17 protein-coding genes are annotated in these 24,443 nt (G+C 45.7%); 2 read left to right on the top strand and 15 right to left on the bottom strand.

The annotated features are described in order from the left end of the window. Positions 1 to 4 precede the first annotated feature (4 nt). The 15 genes from Q1V85_RS23895 to Q1V85_RS23825 form a co-directional block, all read right to left on the bottom strand. On the bottom strand, positions 5 to 1,507 hold the full coding sequence (locus Q1V85_RS23895) for an FAD-dependent oxidoreductase (protein WP_300604303.1): 1,503 nt from the start codon (positions 1,505 to 1,507) through the stop codon (positions 5 to 7). Further along, the gene (locus Q1V85_RS23890; protein WP_300604301.1) at positions 1,497 to 2,186 is read right to left on the bottom strand and encodes a hypothetical protein; all 690 of its coding nucleotides are present in this window, start codon (positions 2,184 to 2,186) and stop codon (positions 1,497 to 1,499) included. Before Q1V85_RS23890 ends, Q1V85_RS23895 begins: the two co-directional genes overlap by 11 nt. A gap of 14 nt (positions 2,187 to 2,200) precedes the next feature. Beyond that, positions 2,201 to 2,713, bottom strand: coding sequence for a hypothetical protein (locus Q1V85_RS23885; protein ID WP_300604298.1), 513 nt, complete (start codon positions 2,711 to 2,713; stop codon positions 2,201 to 2,203). 766 nt (positions 2,714 to 3,479) lie between these two features. Then, positions 3,480 to 4,133, bottom strand: coding sequence for a hypothetical protein (locus Q1V85_RS23880; RefSeq protein WP_300604296.1), 654 nt, complete (start codon positions 4,131 to 4,133; stop codon positions 3,480 to 3,482). Between the two features lie 688 nt (positions 4,134 to 4,821). Continuing rightward, complete coding sequence (locus tag Q1V85_RS23875) at positions 4,822 to 8,661, bottom strand: trifunctional MMPL family transporter/lysophospholipid acyltransferase/class I SAM-dependent methyltransferase (RefSeq protein WP_300604293.1); 3,840 nt, start codon at positions 8,659 to 8,661, stop codon at positions 4,822 to 4,824. Positions 8,662 to 8,663: 2 nt separating this feature from the next. Continuing rightward, positions 8,664 to 8,834 carry a hypothetical protein gene (locus Q1V85_RS23870; protein ID WP_300604290.1) on the bottom strand — a complete coding sequence of 57 codons (171 nt, stop codon included), beginning with the start codon at positions 8,832 to 8,834 and terminating at the stop codon, positions 8,664 to 8,666. A 59-nt stretch (positions 8,835 to 8,893) separates the two neighbouring features. Then, positions 8,894 to 10,108, bottom strand: a complete 1,215-nt coding sequence (locus Q1V85_RS23865; RefSeq protein ID WP_300604287.1) for a DUF2062 domain-containing protein — start codon at positions 10,106 to 10,108, stop codon at positions 8,894 to 8,896. A gap of 106 nt (positions 10,109 to 10,214) precedes the next feature. After that, positions 10,215 to 10,901, bottom strand: a complete 687-nt coding sequence (locus tag Q1V85_RS23860; protein WP_300604284.1) for a hypothetical protein — start codon at positions 10,899 to 10,901, stop codon at positions 10,215 to 10,217. A gap of 206 nt (positions 10,902 to 11,107) precedes the next feature. Continuing rightward, complete coding sequence (locus Q1V85_RS23855) at positions 11,108 to 11,623, bottom strand: hypothetical protein (RefSeq protein ID WP_300604281.1); 516 nt, start codon at positions 11,621 to 11,623, stop codon at positions 11,108 to 11,110. 73 nt (positions 11,624 to 11,696) lie between these two features. Next, positions 11,697 to 14,624 (bottom strand): glycoside hydrolase family 3 N-terminal domain-containing protein, encoded by a 2,928-nt coding sequence (locus Q1V85_RS23850; RefSeq protein ID WP_300604279.1) that lies wholly within the window; start codon positions 14,622 to 14,624, stop codon positions 11,697 to 11,699. Positions 14,625 to 14,736: 112 nt separating this feature from the next. After that, positions 14,737 to 17,169, bottom strand: coding sequence for a hypothetical protein (locus Q1V85_RS23845; protein WP_300604276.1), 2,433 nt, complete (start codon positions 17,167 to 17,169; stop codon positions 14,737 to 14,739). Between the two features lie 16 nt (positions 17,170 to 17,185). Next, positions 17,186 to 17,893 carry a response regulator transcription factor gene (locus Q1V85_RS23840; RefSeq protein ID WP_300604273.1) on the bottom strand — a complete coding sequence of 236 codons (708 nt, stop codon included), beginning with the start codon at positions 17,891 to 17,893 and terminating at the stop codon, positions 17,186 to 17,188. A 24-nt stretch (positions 17,894 to 17,917) separates the two neighbouring features. Beyond that, positions 17,918 to 18,907 (bottom strand): ATP-binding protein, encoded by a 990-nt coding sequence (locus Q1V85_RS23835; RefSeq protein WP_300604271.1) that lies wholly within the window; start codon positions 18,905 to 18,907, stop codon positions 17,918 to 17,920. 2 nt (positions 18,908 to 18,909) lie between these two features. Beyond that, positions 18,910 to 19,386 (bottom strand): gliding motility lipoprotein GldH, encoded by a 477-nt coding sequence (locus Q1V85_RS23830; RefSeq protein ID WP_300604268.1) that lies wholly within the window; start codon positions 19,384 to 19,386, stop codon positions 18,910 to 18,912. Positions 19,387 to 19,531: 145 nt separating this feature from the next. Then, positions 19,532 to 20,407, bottom strand: a complete 876-nt coding sequence (locus Q1V85_RS23825; protein ID WP_300604266.1) for a YicC/YloC family endoribonuclease — start codon at positions 20,405 to 20,407, stop codon at positions 19,532 to 19,534. A 554-nt stretch (positions 20,408 to 20,961) separates the two neighbouring features. Here Q1V85_RS23825 and Q1V85_RS23820 point away from each other — a divergent pair. Further along, positions 20,962 to 21,918, top strand: coding sequence for a UDP-3-O-(3-hydroxymyristoyl)glucosamine N-acyltransferase (locus Q1V85_RS23820; RefSeq protein ID WP_300604263.1), 957 nt, complete (start codon positions 20,962 to 20,964; stop codon positions 21,916 to 21,918). Positions 21,919 to 21,972: 54 nt separating this feature from the next. Further along, positions 21,973 to 24,330, top strand: a complete 2,358-nt coding sequence (locus Q1V85_RS23815) for an ATP-dependent helicase (protein WP_300604260.1) — start codon at positions 21,973 to 21,975, stop codon at positions 24,328 to 24,330. Positions 24,331 to 24,443 lie beyond the last annotated feature (113 nt).

The following is a 24,443-nucleotide window of genomic DNA, read 5'->3' as shown; positions in this document are numbered from 1 at the left end:
ATTTTTAAGCATTTCTTATTTTATCAACCAGGGTATTGTCATTCAACAATAAAGTGCAGGTTAATACTGCAGAAAGCGAAGTTCCTAAAATTCCGTGCAAATTGAGACTTTGGCCTGTTAAAAACAGGTTGGGAATTTTAGTGCGCGGACTGATCACCGTTTGCAAAGGATTTTGATAATCTTTTTGTACCCCGTACATCGAACCATCTTCCAGCCCGATATAATCCCTGTTGGTAAGGGGGGTAGCGGCATAACTATGTTGGATATGGGCTACAACTTCGGGGAACCGCTCATTTACCAGCGCCAGCAATTTTTCTGTTTTCTGTTTTTTAAACGCTTCATAATCCGCTCCGCGCGCGGTTTCTTTTCCTACCCGGTTATAGGTACCGCTCCATTGCTCCACATCCCTGAACCACATGGGCGTGAGGATGGAAACGGAAGCTGTATAACGCGGATCATTCCGATCGGGCGTAAAATACAGCCCATAACCCAGGGGCCAATTAGACTCCGTGTAATCATTCATGTTCCATAGATGTCCGTCTTTGTGAACATAATAATTGTGGTTTTTGTAAAGAACGGATCGGGGTTGCAGCACCAGGTGCAGGGAAAAAGAGCCAATCGTATTGGGCAAACCGGTGATCCGTTTGCGGTATACATTTTTTAACAATGCGGAATCGGTAATCTGTAGCGTAGCCGCCGGGTTGATATTGGAGATGATGTAACGTGCGGTAAGGTGCTGCCCGTCTTCTGTTTCAATATGAGATACGGTACCGCCGGTTTCCACGATCTTTTTTACGGCACAATTCCGGATGATGCTTCCTCCCTGTTTTTTTATTTCGGCAGCCAGCAGTTTGGCGATCTGTGAACCGCCATCCACGCATTTCCAGCTGCTTTCGATATAACTGTTTACGATCAGTGCATGTACATGAAAGGGCGTTTTACCGGATACGCCGGCATAAAGAAGATTATTGCCGGCCAGTACCGCCTGTAATTTTTTGTTGGGGGTAATGGCTGCGATGGTTTCCTCCGCACTCAGACCCAGCACTTCGTCTTTTACAGATGCATCATCAGTAGTTAATTGATAAAGCGGGAATTTGCTGCATACCTCCATTACCCGCTCACAATAATGGATAATGGCCTCCTTTTCTTCGGGGAAATCAACCGCAAGATTATAGATAAAGGCATCATAGCCCTGGCTTTGGACATAGGCTTTCGGATCGTTTTCAAGCAGGATGTAGTCAAAGGCTTCTTCCATTTTTTGGAGCCGCAGCCGGTCCATAATACCAGCGTATTTAAATACCTGGTAAAGATTCTGTCCTTTACCCAGCCCACCGATATAGTGTACACCGGTATCAAATATCTGTTTGTTGCGCGAAAAGGTTTGCAGGTTACCGCCCAGCTGTTTATTCTTTTCCACCACACATACCTTTAGCCCTTCCTTGCCCAGGATGCTGCCGCATAAAAGGCCGCCAAGGCCGCTTCCGATGATGATGATGTCAAATTGCATGCGTATTGCTCTCTGATAAGCCAATAAAAGCGGTTAAGCCAGCGATGATAAAACTAACTCTTTTTTGTTCACCAAAATCCAGGTGGGCACTTATCCACTCGTAGATATAATCGTGGCGCAGCAATTGTGAGAATTCCAGTTTCAAATACTGTTTTACAGGCTCCGGTGCCACATTTAATTCATTCCAAATGTTGTTCCGGTTATTGAGCAGGAAAACAATATCTTCAAAGTCACTGCTTGTTCGTCCATCATGGTTACCTCTGTCACAAAAAGCATCAAACTTAGATGCTAAAAAATAAACACTGCTGAATATTTTTATTTTCTCATTTCCGGGCAGTGTATATTCTATTGCATTTCGAAACCCTTCCGGGTACCATTGATTGTTAAAGCCTAATATATTTTCTTCCGTTGGCATTACATCTACTATAATTCCATTTATCTTATAACGGCAGATAATATGAGAATCAGCATCGTTTACGAATCCTTTTTTACGCAATTGATCTTCTATGGCTGCAAACCCGCTATAACTTGCCAGTTCTACTACAATATCCACATCATCTGTGACTCTTGTTTCAGAAGCCGGACGGTCTTTGTATAAGGATACTGTGGCTCCGCCTACAAACACAACATTATTGCTTAATTCCTCCAGGGCGTTATATACGGCGGCAATTCTTACCATATTGGTCCGATCACTCATAGGATGGTGTTATATAGTGTATTGAGAGCAAACTTTAACTCTCTTGTTTGTCCAACCCTTATGATGTCAATCGCGGCAAGCATTAAATGAAGGGTGCTATCTTGTAGAGCGGCTTTTGATGCACCTTTATATAGCGGCGTAATGGACAAACCCCGCATGCTGCCATTGTCATCGGGCCATACATAATCGGTTTCTGTTGTAAAATGAGCCTTAAATGCAGGATGAGAATGCGCAGTAGGAATTCCTATAATCAGTGTTCCTGGTTGCTGGGGAAATACGTAATGCAGGCCATATTCGATAAACTCCATCAATGATTTTCGAAATACTTTTCGCCGGCTTTCGTCAATGAGACCTGCAATATGGCTTCTGGTTAACGCTTCAGAAACTTCCGAAATACTTAAGAATAGGGACAGTGCCAGATCCCTGTACCGCCATCGGGCCTGGTCAAGTGACAGTATTTTTAATAAGACAACGATGTCCTGTGGACGCATGCCATTATGTGACTTCATGGTGCAAAGTAACGGCATTTGTTTGTTCGCTGTTTGCAAACAGCGAACAAAATGGATAATTCATTAATTTGTAATAAATAATAGTGTATAAAAAATAATAATTTTAATGCTGCGCCCTCTTTTAACTGCGCTGATTAACTCCTGACCGATTGCTCCTGATAAAGCTCAGAAAAACCGGATTATGAATGTTATCCTTCTTTTAATCAACCAATTTTTCCAACCTTCGCCATCATCTCGTTTTTTCCCTTCAACATCCCTTCCAATAATACAATTTTTTCCTTGTGCAACTTTCTTATTTTTTAATGGGATTGATATTTTATGTTATCGTGTGATCAGTAAAATAGGCCGCTTCTGATGAGAACGTTCAATTGCGCTTGAAAGTATTCAGTAATATTTATGCAAAGCTTTGCCAATTAACGGATAGATAGGTGCTTGAACTCGTGAGTATTGCTTATCTCCCGGCAAACCAGGAACTCGCTTTTTATGTCAATGTCGTACAAATGACAAAAGTGATTAATCACGCGCTCCAGGTGCCGCAGGCTTTTAGCCAGATGTTTTTCAAAAATCAGAAAAGCCTTTTGCTCTTTTAAATTATCATCTTTTTCATTTACCAGATATCGACTGCGTCGCGATAAAGATTGCAGTGTCATATAAGATATGTATATATCCTGTGGCAATTTGGCTGGTGAATAAGTTGCAAAATTTATGGCATGATTCACATCAGAATGTTTGCTTAGTCTTGTTTATTGCTTGCGAACGGTAACCTTTAACGTAAAAAAGACAAGACATAGTTCCTGATTTCTTTTCGTTGTTCGTCATTGGCATCGTCGTCCATTTCATTATGTGGTATGCCTTGCAGTTTTATAATTTTTATTCGATACCTTTTTATTTCCAGCTCTGTTGGCAATACCCCTTCATCTGCGGGCTGATCACTTGACCGCAAAGAATAAATTCTGGGATTTTTAGTTCTTGGTAGCGGCATTCTCCTGTTGTCCAATGTAATGATCCTGTCAATGATGCCCGGATATTTCTGCGGGAACAATGCGGTCATATCTCCACCGTTTGAATGGCCTATTAATGTAATGTGCTTGTAGTCTAAACCCGGGCGCATCTTTTTAAACGCATCAATCACAAAATAGATATTATCCGCACCCCGTTCCCAAGATGGCCGCCTGACGATTTGCGGAATCCCGGTTAATGGCAACAGGCTGTCTGTAGAAAGCTCATGTTGAATACTTGCAACAAAAAAGCCTTTGGAAGCTAAAAACTCCGTCAGGTAAGAATAGATTAAATAATCACCACCTTTGTTTTGTCCGTAGCCATGACTGAAAATGATGATTCTTTGTTTTTTTAGTTTTTTGTCGGTTTGGGGTTTATAAATAGCAACCGGAATTTGCCTTTGCCGCGCCTGATCAAACATGGTCAATGTGTCCAGGCTAACAGGAAAATTAGGTTTGTAGTCAATGGGTTTATTAGCCGTTGCGCAGCTTACCAGCAATGCGGATATTAAAATATAAATGATTCTGCTCAATATTTTATGTTTATCAGTGGTTCAAATTTATACTTTTCTTTATCAGGATGCCGTGCATAAAATCAGGAAGCTTATCCCGGAACTGGTATAAAATACATCATTGAGGCAATATGTAAAAACAGGCCGCCCCTACGGGGCTGAAGAAAATACCGGTGCATGAATGTTACCATTATATCGCCCCGCAGGGGCTGATAACAGGTGATAATTGCGTTTTACCCATAGTTGCATAACAACAGAAAAGTACCGTTTGAAGGGGATGAGACCAGGATCTCGAAACGGGTGATGTATACGTGCTGCCGCCCCATAGGGGCTAAATACCGGTAGAACATGAATGACAGAAGGATGGATTGAGCCCCGTAGGGGCGGTCTGTAAATGAAAAGAGGAATGGTTGAATAGCCTCCAAGTTATTCCGTCTAATAGATGCATTTTGACGACCTTGCAAATTTGACATCCCATATTAAATTTACAAGGTTGCTTCTGTTTAAGGGCGCATTTTTTTGGTCTGTAAATGCATGAACTATCGTTGGTGCCACCGTCCCTCAGCTGCGGCCTCTTCACGCGCCGCCGCTGAGAACATTATACTTTTCGCAGCACCCAAATCACATTTGATGTATACTTCGTATGGTCGATCCGCTCAAAGGAAAGCCCGTGTTTGCCGGCTAAATCGCTGATCATTTGTCCTGAAAGAAAATGCAATTCGTTTATCGTCTTATTAAAGGAAAAAACTTTGGTAGAAAAGAACTCGGTCAGTTTTGTGCCTTTGTGCTTTTCCTTCAGGTCCTTATCCCCGTCGCGGATCACCAGTGTACCTCCGGGTAATAAACTATGAATGGCCCTTTCAATAACCGCCACCTGCTGCTCTGGTTGCAGGTAGTGGAGCACATCGCTGATCACAATGCCGTCATACTGCTCAAAAACAAACTGGCTGATATCCGCATGCATAAAATGCACATCATCGGTTCTGCTAAAACAATGATGGGCGGTTTCGATCTTTTCCTCATCATAATCCACACCGGTGATCTGCCGCTTTTCCTGGCTGCTCCAGTATAGGATATAACATAAAAAGCCATAGCCACAGCCGAGGTCCAGGATGCGGCCCTGCGCCGGCATCAGTTTATGAAATTGCTGGTAATAATTCTCCAGCCGCAGTTTTACCTTTAAATACCATTCCAGCACCGGGCCTTTATAAATGTAATTAAAGAATAACTGCTCTTTAAAATAGTTGGGTTGCTCCAGTTCCCTGGTCAGATGCGCATGTTGTTCCCTGAAATATTTTGAAACGGATTTGGTACGCTCCTGGTAGTTGGTGCCCCAGCTTGCATTATCTGCTTTGATCCTTGGCAGGTACTGCGCGGTTATGGGGCCGTTCTTTAATAAATAATCACCCTTGGTCATGGTATATCCCAAACCGTGTAAGAGTACCGGCACTATATCCAGCTGTAGTTTTTCCGCCAGGTAAAAAGCGCCTTTGTGAAAACGCTTCATGGGCGGGCGCGGACTACGGGTGCCTTCCGGAAACACCACGATGGAATAGCCTTTGTCAACGAGCGTCTTTAATAAGGGTACGCTGTTTTCGATGCCGTTGGCAACGGGATAAAAATCGGCCATACGGATGGCCCAGCCAAATACGGGCGATTTCCATACCCACCGGTTGGTTAACAGGATAAGCCGGGGATTGAGCATCGCCATTTTTAAGATATCCAGGAACGACTGATGATTGGCAATCACCACCGCAGGAGTTTTGAAGGTTTCGTTCAGCGGGTTGTTGATCTTTTTACGGAAGTTACCCATGATGTACAGTACCGACATACAGAATTTGGATAACAACACGTGGTAGATGTATTTCCCTTTTGCTTTATTAAAGGGATTGAGCCGTACCAGGAAAAAGCCCACAATGGTCAGCAATACACTGGTAGATGTAAAATATAGAAATGAAAAAGAAGACCGGTGCCAGCTCCATAAGGTCCAGGGATGAAATTGTTTTTTGATGCGGTTTTTGATCAGCAGTGCGAAGAAAAAGGGAATCAATACCTGGGCCATCAGCACCACACAAACAATACCCGTTACAGATATAAAGGCAATAGATCTTAATGCCGGATGTTTGGCAAAAATCAGTACACCCAACCCGGCAATGGTGGTAATAGCAGAGATCAGTATCGAAGATTTATACGACCCCAGCAATTTCCTTCCGGTCCGGTATTCTGATAACAGTCCATCCATTACAAACAAACTGTAATCATCCCCCAAACCAAAGATGAGCGTGGATACAATAATGTTTACAATATTGAATTTAATGCCCGCCATTCCCATAATCCCCAGGATCCATACCCAGCTGATGAACATGGGGATAAAAGCCATCAGCATCAACTCAATCCGTCCGAAGGTAAGAAAGAGCACTACCGCCACGAGTATGGAAACGATCCACGCAATGCGGTTGAAATCCTGGTTCACCATCTGCGTTAAACGGCTGGTAAGGTACTGGCGGTCCAGGATGGTGGCATCACTGCCGGATTCAAGACTGTCGGTAACTGCCTGCCGGAATGCCTGGGGTGTTTTAAGCAGGGTTACCACGGACGCCCGCCCGGGTGTTTCGGCAATATAATCGTCCAGGTAGCTTTTTCGGATACCGGAGAGTTGTGCAGGTTCCAGGGGGGCAAAGGAGGTATGAAGCAGCTGCCCGAAGTTTTGAAAAGCTTCGGTTTTAAAGCCCAGTGCGGTGCCCTGGTTTTTGATGTCCAATAGCAATTGATCCTTCTTTCCCGCAGTCCAGTAGGCGTTCCAGCGGGCAATCCGTGCCTGTTGCAGGGAGTCGGACATAAATAAGGAAGATACCCCTCCGGCGCTGCTGATCTTTCCTGCTGCACGAAGCTGCTCAATACGGACATGCAGGCGCTCGCTTTTGACCAATGCTTCATCCAGGTTGCGGCCTTCGGTTACCAGGTACACCGATTTTAATGCGGCCCCGCTGATCCGGTTAAGTTTTTGCTCCGCCTGTTTTAGTTCGGCCGACATATAATTCAGCTGCATCATGTCCGGTTCAAACTGAACCTTGCCGGCAAAGAAGGAAAACACAATGGTCAGCAGCACGATCAGCCCAACCAGCCATTTGTTCGATTCCAGGCGGATGGCTGCGATCCGGTCGATCCAGGAATGTTCCCGCGCCGGTGTTGAAGCCGTATTGCCAATGAAATGCGGTAAAAAAATCAGGGAGCACAATACGGCACCAATCAGGCTCAACCCGGCAAATAATCCCAGGTCCTTCAACATATCTGAAGTAGCAAACTGCAATGTCAGAAAACCGGCAATAGTAGTAAAGCTGCCGATGGTTAAGGGAAAGGACAGGTCTTTGATCACCTGGCGCATATCACCGGTATGCCGGTAATGATTGAATACATGTAGCGAATAGTTCACTACAATGCCCAGTACAATAGAACCGGTGCCCAGGGCGATGATGGAAATACTTCCTTTGAACAGCGCAATAAAACCCAGTGCAAAGGCAGCGCCATAAGCCACGGGTACCAGGATGAGTACCGGCGCGCGTTTCTTTTTAAAATAAATACTGATAAAAAATACCAGGAACAGGATGGTGATGCTAAGCGTAAGCTGTGTATCTTTTTTCAGCTGTGTGGCATTGCCTTCCGAAACAAGGGCTCCGCCAAAATAAAGCGCCTGTACTTTCGGATACATTGTTCCTACGGAGTCGATACTCCGGTTCAATGCTTCAAACAGTAATTTATTTTTACCGGTATTTCCCGCTGTAAAATTGGGGGTAATGAACAGCAGGAGGGTCTTTTGGTCTTTGGTGATAATATGATTGTCGTACAGTTCAAAATTGTCATCTACCTGTAACTCCTGTAATTTTTTTAGTGCAATAAATGAAATGCCGCTGGGATCCCTGTCAATAACATCATTGATGGCAAAGCTGCCGGGGCTGCTCAATAACTTTATGTCGTTTTCAAGTGTGGTTTTTAAAACCGCCGGCTGGATCAGTGTATCAATTTTTGCATAGTCTCTTTCTGAAAGAAAAACGGGAAGGTGCTCCTGTATGGTCTGGAATAGCTCCAGGGTAAAATCATCATCGATCCGGTAACGGATATTTTTTATATAAGGTGCTGCGGATTGTTCCAGGGATGCACCCAGCGCATCGCCATAAACGACCAGGCTGTCGGGGGCTGTCTGCACCGTATCTTTTAAGGAGACCATGATGGCCAGCTTATCGGCAAACTTTGAGTTGCTGAAGACCTCTGCTACTTTTTCTGTTTTTTCATCCTTAGGGATGATGGCATAAACGTCTTCAATAAACCGGATACGGCTGGCAAGCAGCAGGAATAAACCGAACGTACATAAAAACAGGATATACAACAGCGGTTTACGCGTGAGGAAATACTGGTATATGGTGAGAAAAGTTTTTTGCATATTTAGCCGGCAAAGATAACAGAAGAAGGCTCAACGCGAATTTCCCGATGGTCTTTCCCGCGGATTTCCACCGGTTTTTTACGCTGACGTTCGCTGATGATTCTTTCTTCCTGTGTTTCATCCGTGCGATTGACAGGCAAAAAATAATGATCCGGGATGTAAAAGCGACGCATAATGCTACGGGATTTTTACTGGATAACTTCAAAATTTTAGAGCATGTTTGTCATGAATATTATTCTGCATGCACGCTTTTTTGTTTTAAAGGAATTTTGAGGAGCAAAAAGGTGAGGAGCCAGAACAAAACAGCGGCTACAACAGCCAGCGTAATGCTCCCGTAAAGATATTGTTCCAGGTTCTGGCCCATATATTTCAACGTGAGTTGCTTGCTGAACGAGATATCTACTGAACGGCTGCCCATCCAGGGTTTTCCCATTTTATAGCTGAGAAAAACGATCAGCGGAATCATGGGGGGAATGCTGATATTGGCTGCCAGAATAAAAAGCGCCTTGTTCAGCCGCATCCAGTGGGCCAGTGGAATGCCTGCAAGCAACTGGAATCCCCAGATGGGAACAATGCCCATAAAGGCGCCAAAGGCCATCGAGTTGGCCTTGGTAACAGTAGATTCACCGGGGTTCATCAGGAGTCGTTTCAACTCCTGTTTCCAGTTTTTTTTTGTAAAACGCCGGAAAAAATCACGGGGTTTTATATATAAAAATGTGATCAGTACCAATACGGTATTTAATACGCTGATGCGACTGAAGTCTTTAAACGGCCGGAAATGTGTAATGCGTTCTTCTTTGGGTGGATAGTATACGGTGATGGGAACGGATGTTACCGGCACTCCGGCCCAGGCAAGGCGTACGATCACTTCAATTTCCAGTTCGTATTTCCGGGTAAACAGGCGCATACGGCTGATGGGCGCCAGCGGATAAAGCCGGTAGCCGGTTTGGGTATCCGGACAATCGATGCCCGTTTCTACCTTAAACCAGAAATTGGAGAATTTATGTCCGAAGCTGCTCTTGCCCGGAACGTTATCTGCAGTGGCCATATTGCGGCTGCCCATGATCAATGCTGTACCCCCTGTTTCCAGCCGGTCCAGGAAAAGCGGCAGGTCTTTTGCAAAATGCTGCCCGTCCGAATCGATGGTAATAGCAAACCGGTAGCCCAGCTCCATCGCTTTTTTAAAGCCGGTGCGCAGGGCCATGCCCTTTCCTTTATTTGGCGTATAGGACACCACGGTTATCTGTGGAAATTTATCAAGGATCCCTGGTGTGGCATCCGTAGAGCCATCGTTGATTACGATCACCTGCCCGGTATACCGGAGCACTTCGGTAATCACCTGCTCAATGCTGGTGGCATTGTTATAGGTTGGGATCATAACGCATACGCCCAGTACGGAAAAACGTTCTGAAATATGCGCCGGTATAATTGAAGTATCTGGTTCCACGAAGCTCCAAAAATAAAACTTGCAGGGGGGATTTTGACACTTCTGCAAATTAAATTTAGGACGATTTTCTCAGGAATGTAATATACAGCCAATACCTTGGTTGCGGTTAGCGAAATGTATACCGTGCTGCCAGTCCAAAAGTATGGGCATGCAGGGTGCCGAAGCCGGAAGGGGCTGCAATATGCAATACCGGCCGGAAATCGGCAGAAAGGTTGAGGGGCGTGTTGCTGAATTTATAGTCAATGCCACCGTCAGCCAAAATGCCTGCGCCAAAGCCATCATAGTATTTTTGCTTCGAAAATGAATTGAAAACCAGCAATCCACCTCCAAGGAACCATTTTAAGCCCGGAACGGTAACAATGTCGAAATGATGCTGGTAGGCACCGGAAAGGCTGATGCCGGTCGTGTTCCAATAATGGTAATCGTCTGTGGAATAGCGGTTCCGATGACCAAATCCTGCGTTGAGTTCAATAGCGCCCGCCTCAGAGATATAAAATTTGTAAGAGGCTGCCAGTGTTGCATAATCCACATGGGAACTGATGCGTATACCAATAGCTTTTTCGTTTTTTTCCTGGGCATGGATCGAAGTGATTGCAGCAAAGGCAATAAGAGAGAGTACGAGTCGTTTCATTAAAAGTTGCCGGAAGGGTTTACGGGCAATACCGGCACTGCAAATATAAGCGATTGGCCTGCCTGAAAATGAAGGGCTCTCTTTAGTAATGCGCTGTTTTTTTATTGTGGCACCTATATAATTGGCGGCGAAGTAGTTGAAAAATAAAAAAACGCGCTCCATTTTTTGAGACAGGCGCCGTTTTTTGACAAAAAGGGATAAAAAAGAAGCTGTATCAAAAGTCTTCATTGTTGTCCTGAAGATGCCATCCCGGCTTGTTCCGGGATCTATTCGGGCTTCAGGATCCAAGGAGTAATGAAAGAGACTACAGCAAGTGCTGCATGCCATCCCCTTTTCAAACGACTTTTAATACAGCTTGTCATGATTGTTTAGAATGTATAGCGGGCAGCAATTCCAACGGCATCACCCTGGAACGTATTATAGCCATCCGGTGCTGTTATATGAATGGTTGGCCGGATATCTGCCGAAAGGTTCAACGGGATTTTTGCAAACTTGTAGTCAATACCACCGGTAGGATAAATGCCTGCGCCAAAGCCATTGTAACGGTCCAGCTTGGAACTGGTATTAAAGAATACCATACCGCCACCCACAAACCATTTCAAACCCGGAACCGGCTTAATGGGAAAGTGATGCTGATACGTTCCGGAAAAACTAACGCTGGGTGCATTTTTATGCTCATTGTAATACCAGTAGCGCTGATCTCCAAAACCCAGGTTCAGTTCAATGGCGCCTGGCCGGGAAACAAAAAACTTATAGGAAGCGGCAAAGGCCTCATATTCGGTTTGGGTGCTTAACCGGGCACCAATCGCGTGCCGGTAACTGGATTGTGCATGGGTAACCACAACAGCAGCCATCGCGGCTGCAAAAAAAACGAGTTTCTTCATTTTGTACGAGATTTAACAGGAACGAGTTATCAATAAACATACCAAAACCGCCTGTTTATGTACAAAATGAAAATTACAGCGCAGGGATCAGCGCTTTATACAGCGCGTCCTGTATACGGCCGCGAATGCTTAAACGGCCAAGGGCCGGGCTATTGCGTGTGGGATATACCCGGTTAGAAAGAAAGATGTACACGATATTGTATTTAGGGTCTACCCATACACAGGTGCCGGTAAAGCCGGTATGGCCGTACGTTTGCTGGGATGCATATTTACTGGGGTAAGGATCGCTGCTGGTAGCATGATCTTTTTCCGGTTTATCAAATCCATACGCCCGGCGGCTGATGGAACTGTGATAACCGGTAAAATACTGGATGGTTTCCCATTTCAAAAACCGTTGCCCGTTCAGCTCACCGCCGTTCAGCAACATCTGGTACAGTTTGCCCAAATCATAGGCATCGGAGAATAAGCCGGCATGTCCTGCTACACCGCCGCCCAGCGCAGCACCTTCGTCGTGCACCGTACCCCATATAAGCTGGTTGCGGAAACCGGTTTCGTTTTCAGTAGGCATAATGCGGGTTAACGGAAAACGCTCCAGCGGATGATAGCCGGTGGTGGTCATATGCATCGGCTGATAAAATGTTTTTTGCACATATTGTTCCAGGGGCATTTTTGTAATGGCTTCTACAATTTTTCCCAGGAACCAGAAGTCATTATCACTGTAAACATATTTTTTGCCGGGCGTTTCTACCGGACTTTCCAGGATTGTTTTCCAGATGGTGTCTTTATAATCATTCCGGATATAGAGGTCCCGGGCTACCTGGGTGGTAAAGCCTTCTACCGCTGCATTCCGGTACAGGTCAGACCGTACGGTTCCGTCAGGATTCAGGGTGGCCTTATAAAAAGGGATGAAGGGAACCATGCCGGCCTGGTGCAGGATGATATCTTCCAGGGTCAGTTTTGCTTTGTTGGTTTTTTTGGTCCAGGGAAGATAATCTTCCAGTCTTTTTTTCAGATCGATCCTGCCCTCTTCATACAGTTTCATAACGGAAACCGTAGTGGCCGAGGTCTTTGTAACCGAAGCCAGGTCAAAAATGCTGTTCAGCGCTGTAGGACCGATCGAGTCGTACGCATAATTGCCAAAAGCCTTATGATATACGATCTGTCCGTCTCTGGCGGCCAGTACCACGCAGCCAGGATACGCTTTTTTTTCGATGCCTTCTGTTGCTATGGCGTCCACTGCTGCGAAACGTGCGTCCCCAACAGGCTCCATGTAGCTTACCTCGGTTCCTTGCTGGATAACGCCGGTGCCATATTTCCAGTTGCACACGGTTACGGGTAGTGTGCCGGTAGCATTGAACCGGGAATTCAGCCAATCGGCCGCTACATTTTGAAAAACAGCATCGTCTTCATAAGCGCCTACCAGCGATTTGGCCATACAGAAACTTCCCAGGGATAAGGGGTTTCCAAAAACAAGGGTTACTGCATTATTCTGGTTCAGCTGCTGCCAGTTTTGAAGGGCCGTTTGTGAAATGCCGAAGTTGTTGCTGCCTTTACGAAGCGTCACATCATGAAAACCCAGGATCACGGCGTCGTATTTGCCTTCGATGACCTGTTTAACCACCGTGCCGCCCTGGCCTTTGACATCCTTATACCGGATATAATAAATATCTGCATTCAGATCCTGTTTCAGGCGCTGCGCTAATGTGGTAGAGCCTTCGTCATTAAAACCAACATATGCCACTTTTTTACCGGTTAAGGGACGCGCAAAAAAGTCATTCCGGAACCCATCGGGGTTGATGAGATTGACCACCGTTAATGCCTCGCGGGCTATTTTTTTCCGTACGGTGTTGGTAGCCTCGTTCAGATCTTCTGTAAGATGGCTGGTGTTGATGGGATCCAGGCGATGCAGCCCCAGGTTGTATTTGGCAAGCAGAACGCGTTTTACTTTTGCCTCCAGCTCTTTCCAGTTCAGGCGTTTCTTTTTGATGGCTTCATTAACCGCCTTAATGGTACCCGAAACACTCTCGGGAAGGCAAAGCATATCATTGCCGGCGATGAGCGCTTCAACAGCAATGGTACCTCCGGGGAAGTATTTTTTTACCCCATCCATTTCCAGTGCATCAGTAAAAGTAAGCCCTTTAAAACCTAGTTGATCCCGCAGCAATCCGGTAACGGCATTTTTTGAAATGGAAGTTGCCCGGTGTGCCGTATTGTCGATAGCCGGTACAAATAAATGACCGATCATAACACTTTGTACACCGGCCCTGATCAGCTCTTTAAAAGGATACAACTCCAGCTCCTGCAACTGATCGACGGTTTTGTTGATCACCGGCAGATCCAGGTGCGAATCTACTGCCACGTCTCCGTGTCCCGGAAAATGCTTGGCACTGGCCATAATACCGGCATCCTGCATCCCCCGCATATACGCCACGCCCATCCGGGCTACCTTGTACTTATCTTCTCCAAAAGAGCGGAACCCGATCACCGGGTTGTTAGGATTGTTATTGATATCTACCACCGGGGCGTAGTTTACATGCACCCCCAGGCGCTTGTGCTGCCGGCCTACTGCCAGTCCCATTTCATAGGCCAGGGAACTGTCCGCAACGGCACCTACCGTCATCTGGTAAGGAAATTTAATCACACTGTCAAGGCGCATACCCAGGCCATATTCACCATCAATGGTGATCATCAGCGGTGTTTTGGCCAGCTGCTGATAGTAATTGGTAAGGTTTGCCTGCCGGATGGGACCACCCTGGAAAAAACAAAGCGCGCCTACATTATATTTCTTAATATCATCCGCCACGGCGGCGATATGATCGGCACCCTTATTCGAATGCGCTCTTACAATGATCAGCTGCGCAATGCGCTGGTCCTTGCTCAAACTTTTGTATACACTGTCTACCCACTTACCTGCCGGGAGATTGCTGTTGTATTGAGCATTGATCGATTGATACGAAAAAAGGATCAGGATCCATAATGCAAACAATCGCTTATTATTCATGCGTTACTATTTTTCAGTTACAGATGGTTGCAAATTTAGGATAATTGGACGTGTAAAGGGGCGTTTGAACGGTCCAATAACTGCGGGTTTTTGCGGGTGGCCGGTGTGTTGTTTATTGTACGCGTAGCAATTTTTGCCCGAAGATCAGGCTCCCATCGGCCGCAATTCCCTGAACGGTGAACAGGTAGGCGCCCTTTAGATCAGCGGTAAAAAACGAGCACTCCAGTTTTCCTGTATCGTCCGTATATGACAAGGGCTTCCAGTAGATCGTGCTCATCATTTCTTCGGTGTCCTGTTTCCGGAGGGTACTGTCCATACCATAAAACTCGCGGGCCTGGTAAATTAAATAATCGGTATTGATAACAGGACTCGCGTTTGGAATAGTTCCACCTTTGCACCCCTGATATACAGTGGTCATGGCTCCGCCGCCCATATTGGTGGAATAGGTGTGGCCAACTATCGGCTTCGAAAATGGGAAAGGATGGTTACGGCAATTTAGAATGCCGAACTGGCAAACATAGTCGCCGCATTCATTAATGCCACCTGCGCCAGAGGATAGAAAATTTGTCTGGGACTTTACCACAATGGTCTCCAGTGTTTTGCCTTTTTCCTGTTTGTTCATATCGTTTAGCAGATCATCTTCCAGCCGGATCTTAATAATGGGAGGGGCCACGTTTTGACTATGGGCTGCATCAGCAGTAAGCTTCAAAAGACTGTCGGTAATTTTATATTGAAAGCCGTCCTTGTTTTTGCCCATCACCTTTATAAACAGCTTTCTTCCGTCCTTAACCAGCAAATCGTGTTCATCCAGGAGAAAGTTTCCATCTGTATCCGCATCACCCGTACTCAGGTTACCGTCTTTGATCAATACCAGTTGTTCCGGCTTTTTTACCTTTTTTTCAAACCGGAGGAGTTGACCGGTTACGGCCGATTTTATAACGCTTGCCGTATCGCCACCGGTGTTTTGCAGTTGCTGCCATTTATACCGCCGCCAGCCTTTTAGCAGGAGCGCTTCTTCCAGCAGGGGCTTGTTATCGATCAGCCGCCCTTGTGGAATATACAGGCTAACATCTTCCAGTTCGTTTTCTAAATAATACACACTTTCAAGATCTTTCCGGATATCAGTGGCCATCCTGTTCATAGCCACGCAGCTGATTGTAACGATGGAGGTAAGCGGTTGACGGCCGGCACCATTAATTTGCAGCAGGGCGTGTACGCTATCCCTGGATCCAAACCCGTCTTTATTAAGCGTAATATCTACATGTGCTTTTTGATGGTATTGTGCAAAGATCAGCCGCTCGGCCAGGGGTCGCGCCTGGTCATCGAATAGCGTGATCGTATAAATACCCCGCATTTCTTTTATCGGGATCAAGATATTGGAAACGCTTTTTACGGTGATCACGGGAGTGCCGATAGCAACAGCTGCGTTATGCATGGTAATAGAAATATCGCGCGGCCGGTTGCTTTGTACTTCTATATGTACCGAATCATCGACCACGGCTTCGGGTATTTTTATAACCACCCCTTCCTGCAGGATCTCCGGAAGGCTGAAGTAATAGCTTTTATCTTTCCATATGGCTTTGAGCGAATAGCGGGAACCTTTTTGCGGCCGGATCGTGAAATTGCCGGTTCCATCCGCATTTATGGATACCGGGAAAAGCGTATTCCCATCCCGCAATAAAGTAGATGCAACCGGTACCGGATTACCGGCAACCCGGGCTTCGCATACCACCCGGCTTTCCAATCCATATACCAGGTTGCCGCCTTCGGGATAAAACCGGATGTGCAGGCTATCCTCATTTTTTTGCGCAACCGGTAGTTTTATATTCGCGGCGTATTCCTCATTATTAAAATGGGTAGTGGTGTACAGCGTATTATTACCGGGACGGATTTCTTTTTTATCAATATAGACCACTCCCTTTCCCAACTTATTTAATTCGACGCGCTGGGGCTTTTGACCATTCAGCCGGTAAGTAAATTTGGCACCCGGCATCAGTTGTTTATATACCGTTGGAACCAATGCAATACCAACGCCCATCTTATCCGCCCTGTTTAAACTGTCGGGCAAGGTAAGCGCAGTGGTATAGTTAAGAGCTAAATTGGTTTTAACTGAAACAGGAAGGCTGTATGTTCCTATGGATTGGTTATGGTTGAGGAGGTTGGTGCTGAAAATAACATGATGCGCACCGGGCATGGTACTGTCCGGAACCAGGAAATTTCCGGTTGAAAGCTGGTTGCGGATGGGAAACTTCTTTTGCAGCAGTACTTTGTTGGTTACATCGTCTACCCAGGTGGCGATCAGCACCGAGGCCGTATCTTTTAGATGATCGGGATGCGATAAGATGTAGCCGGCAAACCACAGCATTTCATTTTTTGCATATACGTTCTTATCCGTTACAACGATCAGCGTCTGACTGGGGTTTTGAATGTTGTATGCATCCAGCCTGCTTTGAAGTAATGCAGCCTCATCCGGCTGCGTTTGCGCAGCTGTATAAAAATGAGAAAAGAGCAGGCCCCATAATATAATAATGGCATGGCGAAGCATACCACAAAATACAGAACTATTCTGTATACTTATAGCCCACTCCTCTTACTGAATGAAAAAATTTTGGATTGCGGCTGTCCTTTTCAAAATACTTTCTAAAATTCAGGATGAAATTATCGATGGTGCGGGTGGTCGGATACACATTATAGCCCCATACCGCCTGCAGGATCTTCTCGCGGGGCACTACCTCGTTCTTGTTCTCGATGAGGAGCTTTAACAGCATGGCTTCCTTTTTGCTCAGCTGGATCTTTCCGGCATACTTGGTTACGGCCTCCTGGGCTTTGAAATCGATGATATTATCTCCAAATGTATAGGTATTGCCTACGGTGCTTTTATCCTGGAGTTTCTGATTTTTATTGATCAGCTTCTGTATCCGAAGCAACAGTTCTTCCAGGTTAAAGGGTTTGGTGAGGTAATCGTCTGCCCCTTTTTTCAGCCCCAGCACTTTATCGTTGCTGGTGTTTTTGGCGCTCAGCATCAGGATGGGCACTTCGTTGTTGCCGAGGCGAATGGTTTCAGCAACGGCGATACCATCCATTTCCGGCAGCATAATGTCCAAAATAACCAGGTCGAAATATTCGTTTTTGATCGCCTCTATAGCCTGTACACCATCGAAGGCCGATGTGATGGCATAGCCTTCCAGTTCAAGATTTAATTTTAATGCTTCGTGAAGGTTCTCTTCATCTTCCACCAATAATATAGTAGCCGTTTTGTCTCCGTTCATAGTTTATTGTCTTTTATCGAACTACTAAGTATAAAACTTAACCGCAAAAGTACTTCCGTTCGGCTCATGATTTGTCACTGAAATGTCTGCATTATGATCTTTGGCGATTTTATCACATAAATAAAGCCCCAGCCCGGTGCCTTGTTTTTTACGTGTAGATTCATTGCCGATGCGGTAGAATTTTGTAAAGATCTTTTTCTTTTCTTCCTCGGGTATGCCCGGTCCTTCGTCGGTAATGGAAACAACAACGGCCTGCGGCTGTTTGTCAAGACGTATAAAAACGGCGCCATCTTTTGGGCTGTATTTAAGGGCGTTTTCGATCAGGTTATTGATCAGTATCTGCAGGAGTAACGGATCGCCTTTTATATCCGCATCCGGATCGATGGCGGCTTCAAAGCGGCGGTCATGAAACCTTTTTTCAAATTCTGCTACCCGGTCGGCCAGCAGGTTAGAAAGGTCCAGCTCTTCCTTGCTGATCTTTTGTCCCTGGCCTTCCAGCTGGGCCGATACCAGGATATTATTGGTAAGGAAATGAAGGCGTGCAGTTTCTTCGAGGGTCATGGCGATCAGTTTCCGTCGTTTATTTTCATCGAGGTTGTGTTTTAGCAGGGTTTCGAGGTTAAGGGTAGCTACCGCAATAGGGGTCTTTAGCTCATGGGTTACGGCCATGGTAAAATTCTGCTGTTGCTGCTGCAGGCGGGCCTGTTGGGTAATATAGCGGTAAATAAAGAGCGCGCCTACCAGGATCAGACCCAGGAATACAATGCCTTCGCCTGCATATTTGATCCGGTTGCGGCGGTATTCATCCTGAAGACGGCTCAGCTGTTCGCTGTAGTGAGCAGAGTGGTTGTCGGGTTCAGCGATGTTTAAATGTTCAATTTTGGACTGGTGAAGCCGGTTGTTTTGTTGCTCCAGGGAAATGAACCACCAAACCAGTGCCGCCAGGATGTATACAACCAGCAAATAAAATAAAATGGTGGCCTTCCTCGAATATCGCTTCCGCTTCTGTTCCATATTTATTGCCGGGTTTCAGTAATTTTTTCAATGCCGATACCCGCATTAAGTATAAAAAGCAGGGGATCGTCCTTCATTAGCTGACTGATCGCAAAACGGTACCGGTTCTTCTTTAAAACGACGGGTGTGTTTAAACGGATCCGGTGATCGTACAGGTCATCAATATTGCCTCCCGCCCAGCTTCCGGAAGGTGTTACCAGCGAAGCGTTTACCCGGAAGGTGGTAACGGGGTGGCCGGTAGTGTCTTTAATGGAAACGGCTGCTACAAGATTGTTATAACGGTACTGCTGTGTATGACGCAGGATCAGGTAAAGTTGATAGGTGGCAGAGTCAGCTACATCAAGCTCAACAACCGCAGGGAATTTTTTTCCCCACTCATGCCGGGGTATATCTGCTACCCGCTCTCTTACTTCAATATGCTTGCAGGAGAAAACAGGGGCGGTCAAAATAAAAAGTAAAACAGAAACGAACCGATTCATCAGGGTGCATTTTTGCAAATGTACTATTAATACAGCTCATATACAGCCGCTGAAACAGAGAACGCACATCCCTGTTCTGCGCTTAGCAATCCCTGCAACCCAGGAAAGAAGAGTGCCCTTATGGATGGCACAAACCGGTTAGGGATTATAACACATTCAATACCTGCTCTTTTGCTTTTTCCAGTTCATCTTTCATCATAACTACCAGTTTCTGAATGGACGAATGATAGGCTTTGGATCCGGTGGTGTTGATTTCCCGGCCTACTTCCTGCAGGATAAAGGAAAGCTTTTTGCCCTTGATGTCGGAATCTTCCTTTACGGTTTGCATGAAGTAGTCGCAATGATTTTTAAGTCGCACCAGCTCTTCTGTAATATCAATCTTTTCGATGTAATAGATCAGTTCCTGCTCCAGCCGGTTGGTGTCAAAATTGTCTTTTCCTACTTTCTCTTCCAGTAGTTTTACAATGCCTTCGCGGATCATTTCCTTTCGCGATGGATCCAGCTTTTCCACTTCGCCCTGCAGGGTTTCAATATTCCGGATGCGGCCTGTAAGTTCTTCCTCCAGGATCTGCCCTTCATTGGCGCGATGCTGGTTCAGGTCCGTGATGGCGGCTTTCACCAGTTCAATAAAAACAGCGGCGTCTTCATCCGTCAGGGTTTCACTCGTTGGTGTAATCACCTCCGGAAGTTTGATCAATGCATTCAGGATATTAGAGGTATCGATATTCAGTTCGCGGGAAAGCGCGGCAAGCGAATGATAATATGCTTTGGCAAGATCCGTGTTAATGGTTACGGGTTTTGCATCGCCGGTATCCTTCAGGCTGATGCTGCACTCTACACTGCCCCGGCTCAATCCTTCTGCCAGTGTTTTACGGATATTGAATTCCTGCGACTTCAATAATGCAGGTAGTCTTAACGACAGATCGAACTGTTTACCATTTAGCGATTTGATGTCTACAAGAAAGGTTTTATTGCCAATCGTTTTTTCAGCACGGCCAAAGCCCGTCATTGATTTGAACATAGCGTGATTTTTGTAAAGATAATTATTCGCAGCGTCTCTTTTTAAAAATAAAAAGAAGCTTCATGGTCAGGATAGCTTGTCTTCCGAGCATAAAAAAATCCCTCCGAAAGTGAAGGGATTATTTTATAAAGATGGGTTAGTAAGTATGAGAAATAAAATTTCTCACCACAATATTAATTATTATTTTGTCGATATAAAAATTATTTAGTACAAAATTTATTCACATTTTAAAATGACCTGTGGATATGTAGCGCCTGTTTGTGGTTGATTGTATAACCCTGTTAAGAAGCAGCGGGATGAAGCAATGGGATTTTGTTATGAATGATATCGCTGAAATATTGATGAATAAAGGGTTTCAGGCGAACGTTGTTTTTTGTTTGGATCATTCGGCGAATCATTCAGATGTGTATTTAATGAAAATCAGGATGCCCGGTTTCGATAAAAAAGAGTGATAAAAATCTTTTCGGAACTGCGTGAAAAACCTGCGGGAATGTGAAAAACTTTGGTGTTTTGTATGGGAACAACGAGTTACGCCTACCTTTGAAAAAAAAGATATGCGATTTGAAAATCCTGTTCCGCTTTCAGAAATAGCAGCACTCATTGCTGCAAGAATTGTTGGTAACTCCGGCGCTGAGGCAACGGGCATTAACGAGATTCATCAGGTGGAAAAAGGTGACCTTGTTTTTGTAGATCATCCCAAATATTACGATACCAGTATTCATTCGGCAGCAAGCTTCATCATCATCAATGCAGAACGCGAAGTGCCCGAAGGCAAGGCATTGCTGATTGTTGATGAGCCGTTTGAAGCGTATCTGAAAATCGTAGCTACCTTCCGGCCGTTTCGTCCTTCCATGGAGGCCGTTGCTGCAACAGCGAAGATCGGAACCGGGTCGGTGATTATGCCCAATGTATACCTGGGCAATCATGTTACCGTTGGTGCCAACTGCATCATTTATCCGAATGTAACGATCATGGATTACTGCACCATTGGTGATGATGTGGTGATACAAAGCGGAACGGTGATCGGAAGTGATGCGTTTTATTATAATAAGAAAACCAACCGGCCGGTACATTATAAAAAAATGACCAGTTGCGGTACCGTTGAAATAGAATCCGGTGTAGAAATTGGCGCAGGTTGTACCATCGACCGTGGGGTTACGGGGGTAACCCGCATTGGAGCAGGTACAAAGATGGATAACCTGGTGCACGTGGGGCATGATACCCTGGTGGGTAAAAACTGCCTGTTTGCAGCCCAGGTAGGAATTGCCGGTGCATCGGTTATTGAAGATGAGGTAATCTTATGGGGACAGGTAGGCGTAAGCAAAACACTCACCATCGGCAAGGGCGCGGTGATCAATGCGCAAAGCGGTGTTCCTTCTTCACTAAAAGGAGGGGGGGCCTATTTTGGAAGCCCGGCTGTTCCTTCCCGTGAAAAAATGAAGGAACTGGTATGGATCAAACGGATCCCGCAGATCTGGGAACGGTTAAACAAAAGCGAATCATCCAGTTAGCAAAAAACTTAAGGATTCCTTTTATACCCGCGTTCTGCTTCGTACCTTGCGGCCATGCAGGACTATTTAGCAGGATTAAATGAACGGCAGAAAGAGGCCGTATTACATATTGACGGCCCTTTAATGATCATTGCCGGAGCTGGCAGCGGTAAAACCAAAGTACTCACCACGCGTATCGCCCACCTGATGGCCAGGGGTATTGATGCGTTTAATATACTGGCGCTTACATTTACCAATAAGGCCGCCCGGGAAATGAAAGAACGGATCGAGCGTATACTGGGAAACAATGAAGCCCGGAATCTGTACATCGGAACCTTTCACAGCGTATTTGCCAGGATCCTGAGGTCGGAAGCACATCGCCTCGGCTATCCCAATAGTTTTACCATCTATGATACCGATGATGCCAAAAGCGTTGTAAAAACGGTGCTCAATGAAATGCACCTGGATGACAAGCTGTATAAGCCGGCGACGGTATATAACCGGATCTCGTCTGCAAAGAATGCGCTGGTAAGTCCGATGGATTATGCCACGGATTATCATATACAGCAGGAAGACCTGCGGGCCAACCGCCCGGCCATCGCCAAGGTATATGATGCCTACTGTAAGCGCTGCTTTAAAAACGGCGCGATGGATTTTGATGACCTGCTGCTGAAGTTCTACGAGCTGCTGAAAACCTTTCCGGAAGTACTGAGCAAATACCAGCATAAATTCCGGTACATTATGATTGATGAGTACCAGGATACCAACCCCGCCCAGTACGAGATCGTAAAACTGCTGGGCGCCATGCACGAAAATGTTTGTGTGGTAGGAGATGATGCACAAAGTATTTATAGCTTCCGCGGAGCTACCATTCAAAACATCCTGCAATTTCAAAAAGATTATGATGATGTAAAAGTGGTAAAACTGGAGCAAAACTACAGGAGTACCCAAACCATCATTCATGCAGCCAACGAGGTGATCCGCAACAACAAGGCGCAGATCCCGAAAGTGTTATTTACCGAAAATGCCAACGGGGAAAAGATCCGGATCGTTCGCACCATGACGGATAATGATGAAGGAAAGTTTGTGGCCGACACCATCCAGGAACAAAAACTGCGCAACCATTTTTCCAATAAGGAATTTGCTATTTTATACCGTACCAATGCCCAGAGCCGTGCGTTTGAAGAAGCGTTGCGACGCATGAATATTCCGTATACCATGTACGGAGGTGTAAGCTTCTATCAGCGTAAGGAAGTGAAAGACCTGGTGGGCTACCTGCGGCTGATCGTAAACAGCCGGGATGAAGAAGCACTTAAACGGATCATTAATTATCCGGTAAGGGGCATCGGTAAAACCACCATCGACCGGGTACTGCTGCTGGCCAATACGCACCAGATCACTATGTGGGAGGTACTGGAAAAGGCCGATCAGCTGGGATTTCGTGCCGGTACACTGAGTGCCATCCAGGATTTTGTGGTCATGATCAAAAGCTTTTCCAGCATGCTGGGAAAACAAAATGCCTATGATGTGGCCTTTCATGTAGGCAAGCACACCAACCTGGTAAAAGAGCTTTTTAATGATAAGAGCACCGAAGGGCTGCAGCGTTATGAAAACATCCAGGAGTTGCTGAACTCTATTAAAGAGTGGGTAGAAAGTCCGGATAACGAAGAAGGCGAGGTGATTGACAAAAGCCTGGGCGCTTACTTACAGCAGATCACCTTGCTGACGGACTCTGATAATAAGGACCCCGATGCGGATACCGTAAAACTGATGACAATCCATGCGGCGAAAGGACTGGAATTTTCCTGTGTTTTTGCGGCCGGACTGGAAGAGCAGTTATTTCCCAATGCCATGGCCATCAATACCCGGGAAGAACTGGAAGAGGAACGGCGGTTGTTTTACGTAGTGGTAACCCGGGCCAAGCATAAATTATGGATCACCTATGCCAATACCCGTTACAAGTTTGGTTCCCTGGTGCAGAATGAGCCCAGCCGGTTTATTGAGGAACTGCCGAAGGACCATATCGATAATACCTACGCGGGAGGCGGAACAAAAATGCAAAGCGGTTTTGGGTTTGGAAGTACCGGCTCTGTATATGAACGGATGAACGGCGGCGGATGGAGTTCTGGTAAGAATGCCATGGCGGCGGAGAAAAAATATGGCCCGCCACCCGCAAAGAAAACAACCCCGGAATACCTGGGCCCCAAGCCGGAGGCAAAGAAGGTGGTGGAGCATACGCCTTCAGTCGATTTCCAGGCAAGTGATATCAGCGATATTGCAGTAGGACAAAAAGTAGAGCACCAGAAATTTGGTTTTGGCGAAGTGCTGAAACTGGAGGGCAATCAGCATAATAAGATGGCAATCATCCGGTTCGACGCTAACGGGGAAAAGAAAATTTTGCTGAATTATGCCCGGTTGAAAATTTTATCCTGATTTTTTTCATAATATTAGAAAAAAGAACTATTCTTACTCCTTGATTATTAACTAAATAAGATCAAGGTGATTGTTGCTGCATAAAATTTGGAATCAGTTTACAATAATTGGAA

Origin of the sequence: Niabella sp., assembly GCF_030150205.1 — a bacterium.
Taxonomy (GTDB): Bacteria; Bacteroidota; Bacteroidia; order Chitinophagales; family Chitinophagaceae; genus Niabella.
This window is presented reverse-complemented; position numbering and strand designations above follow the sequence as displayed.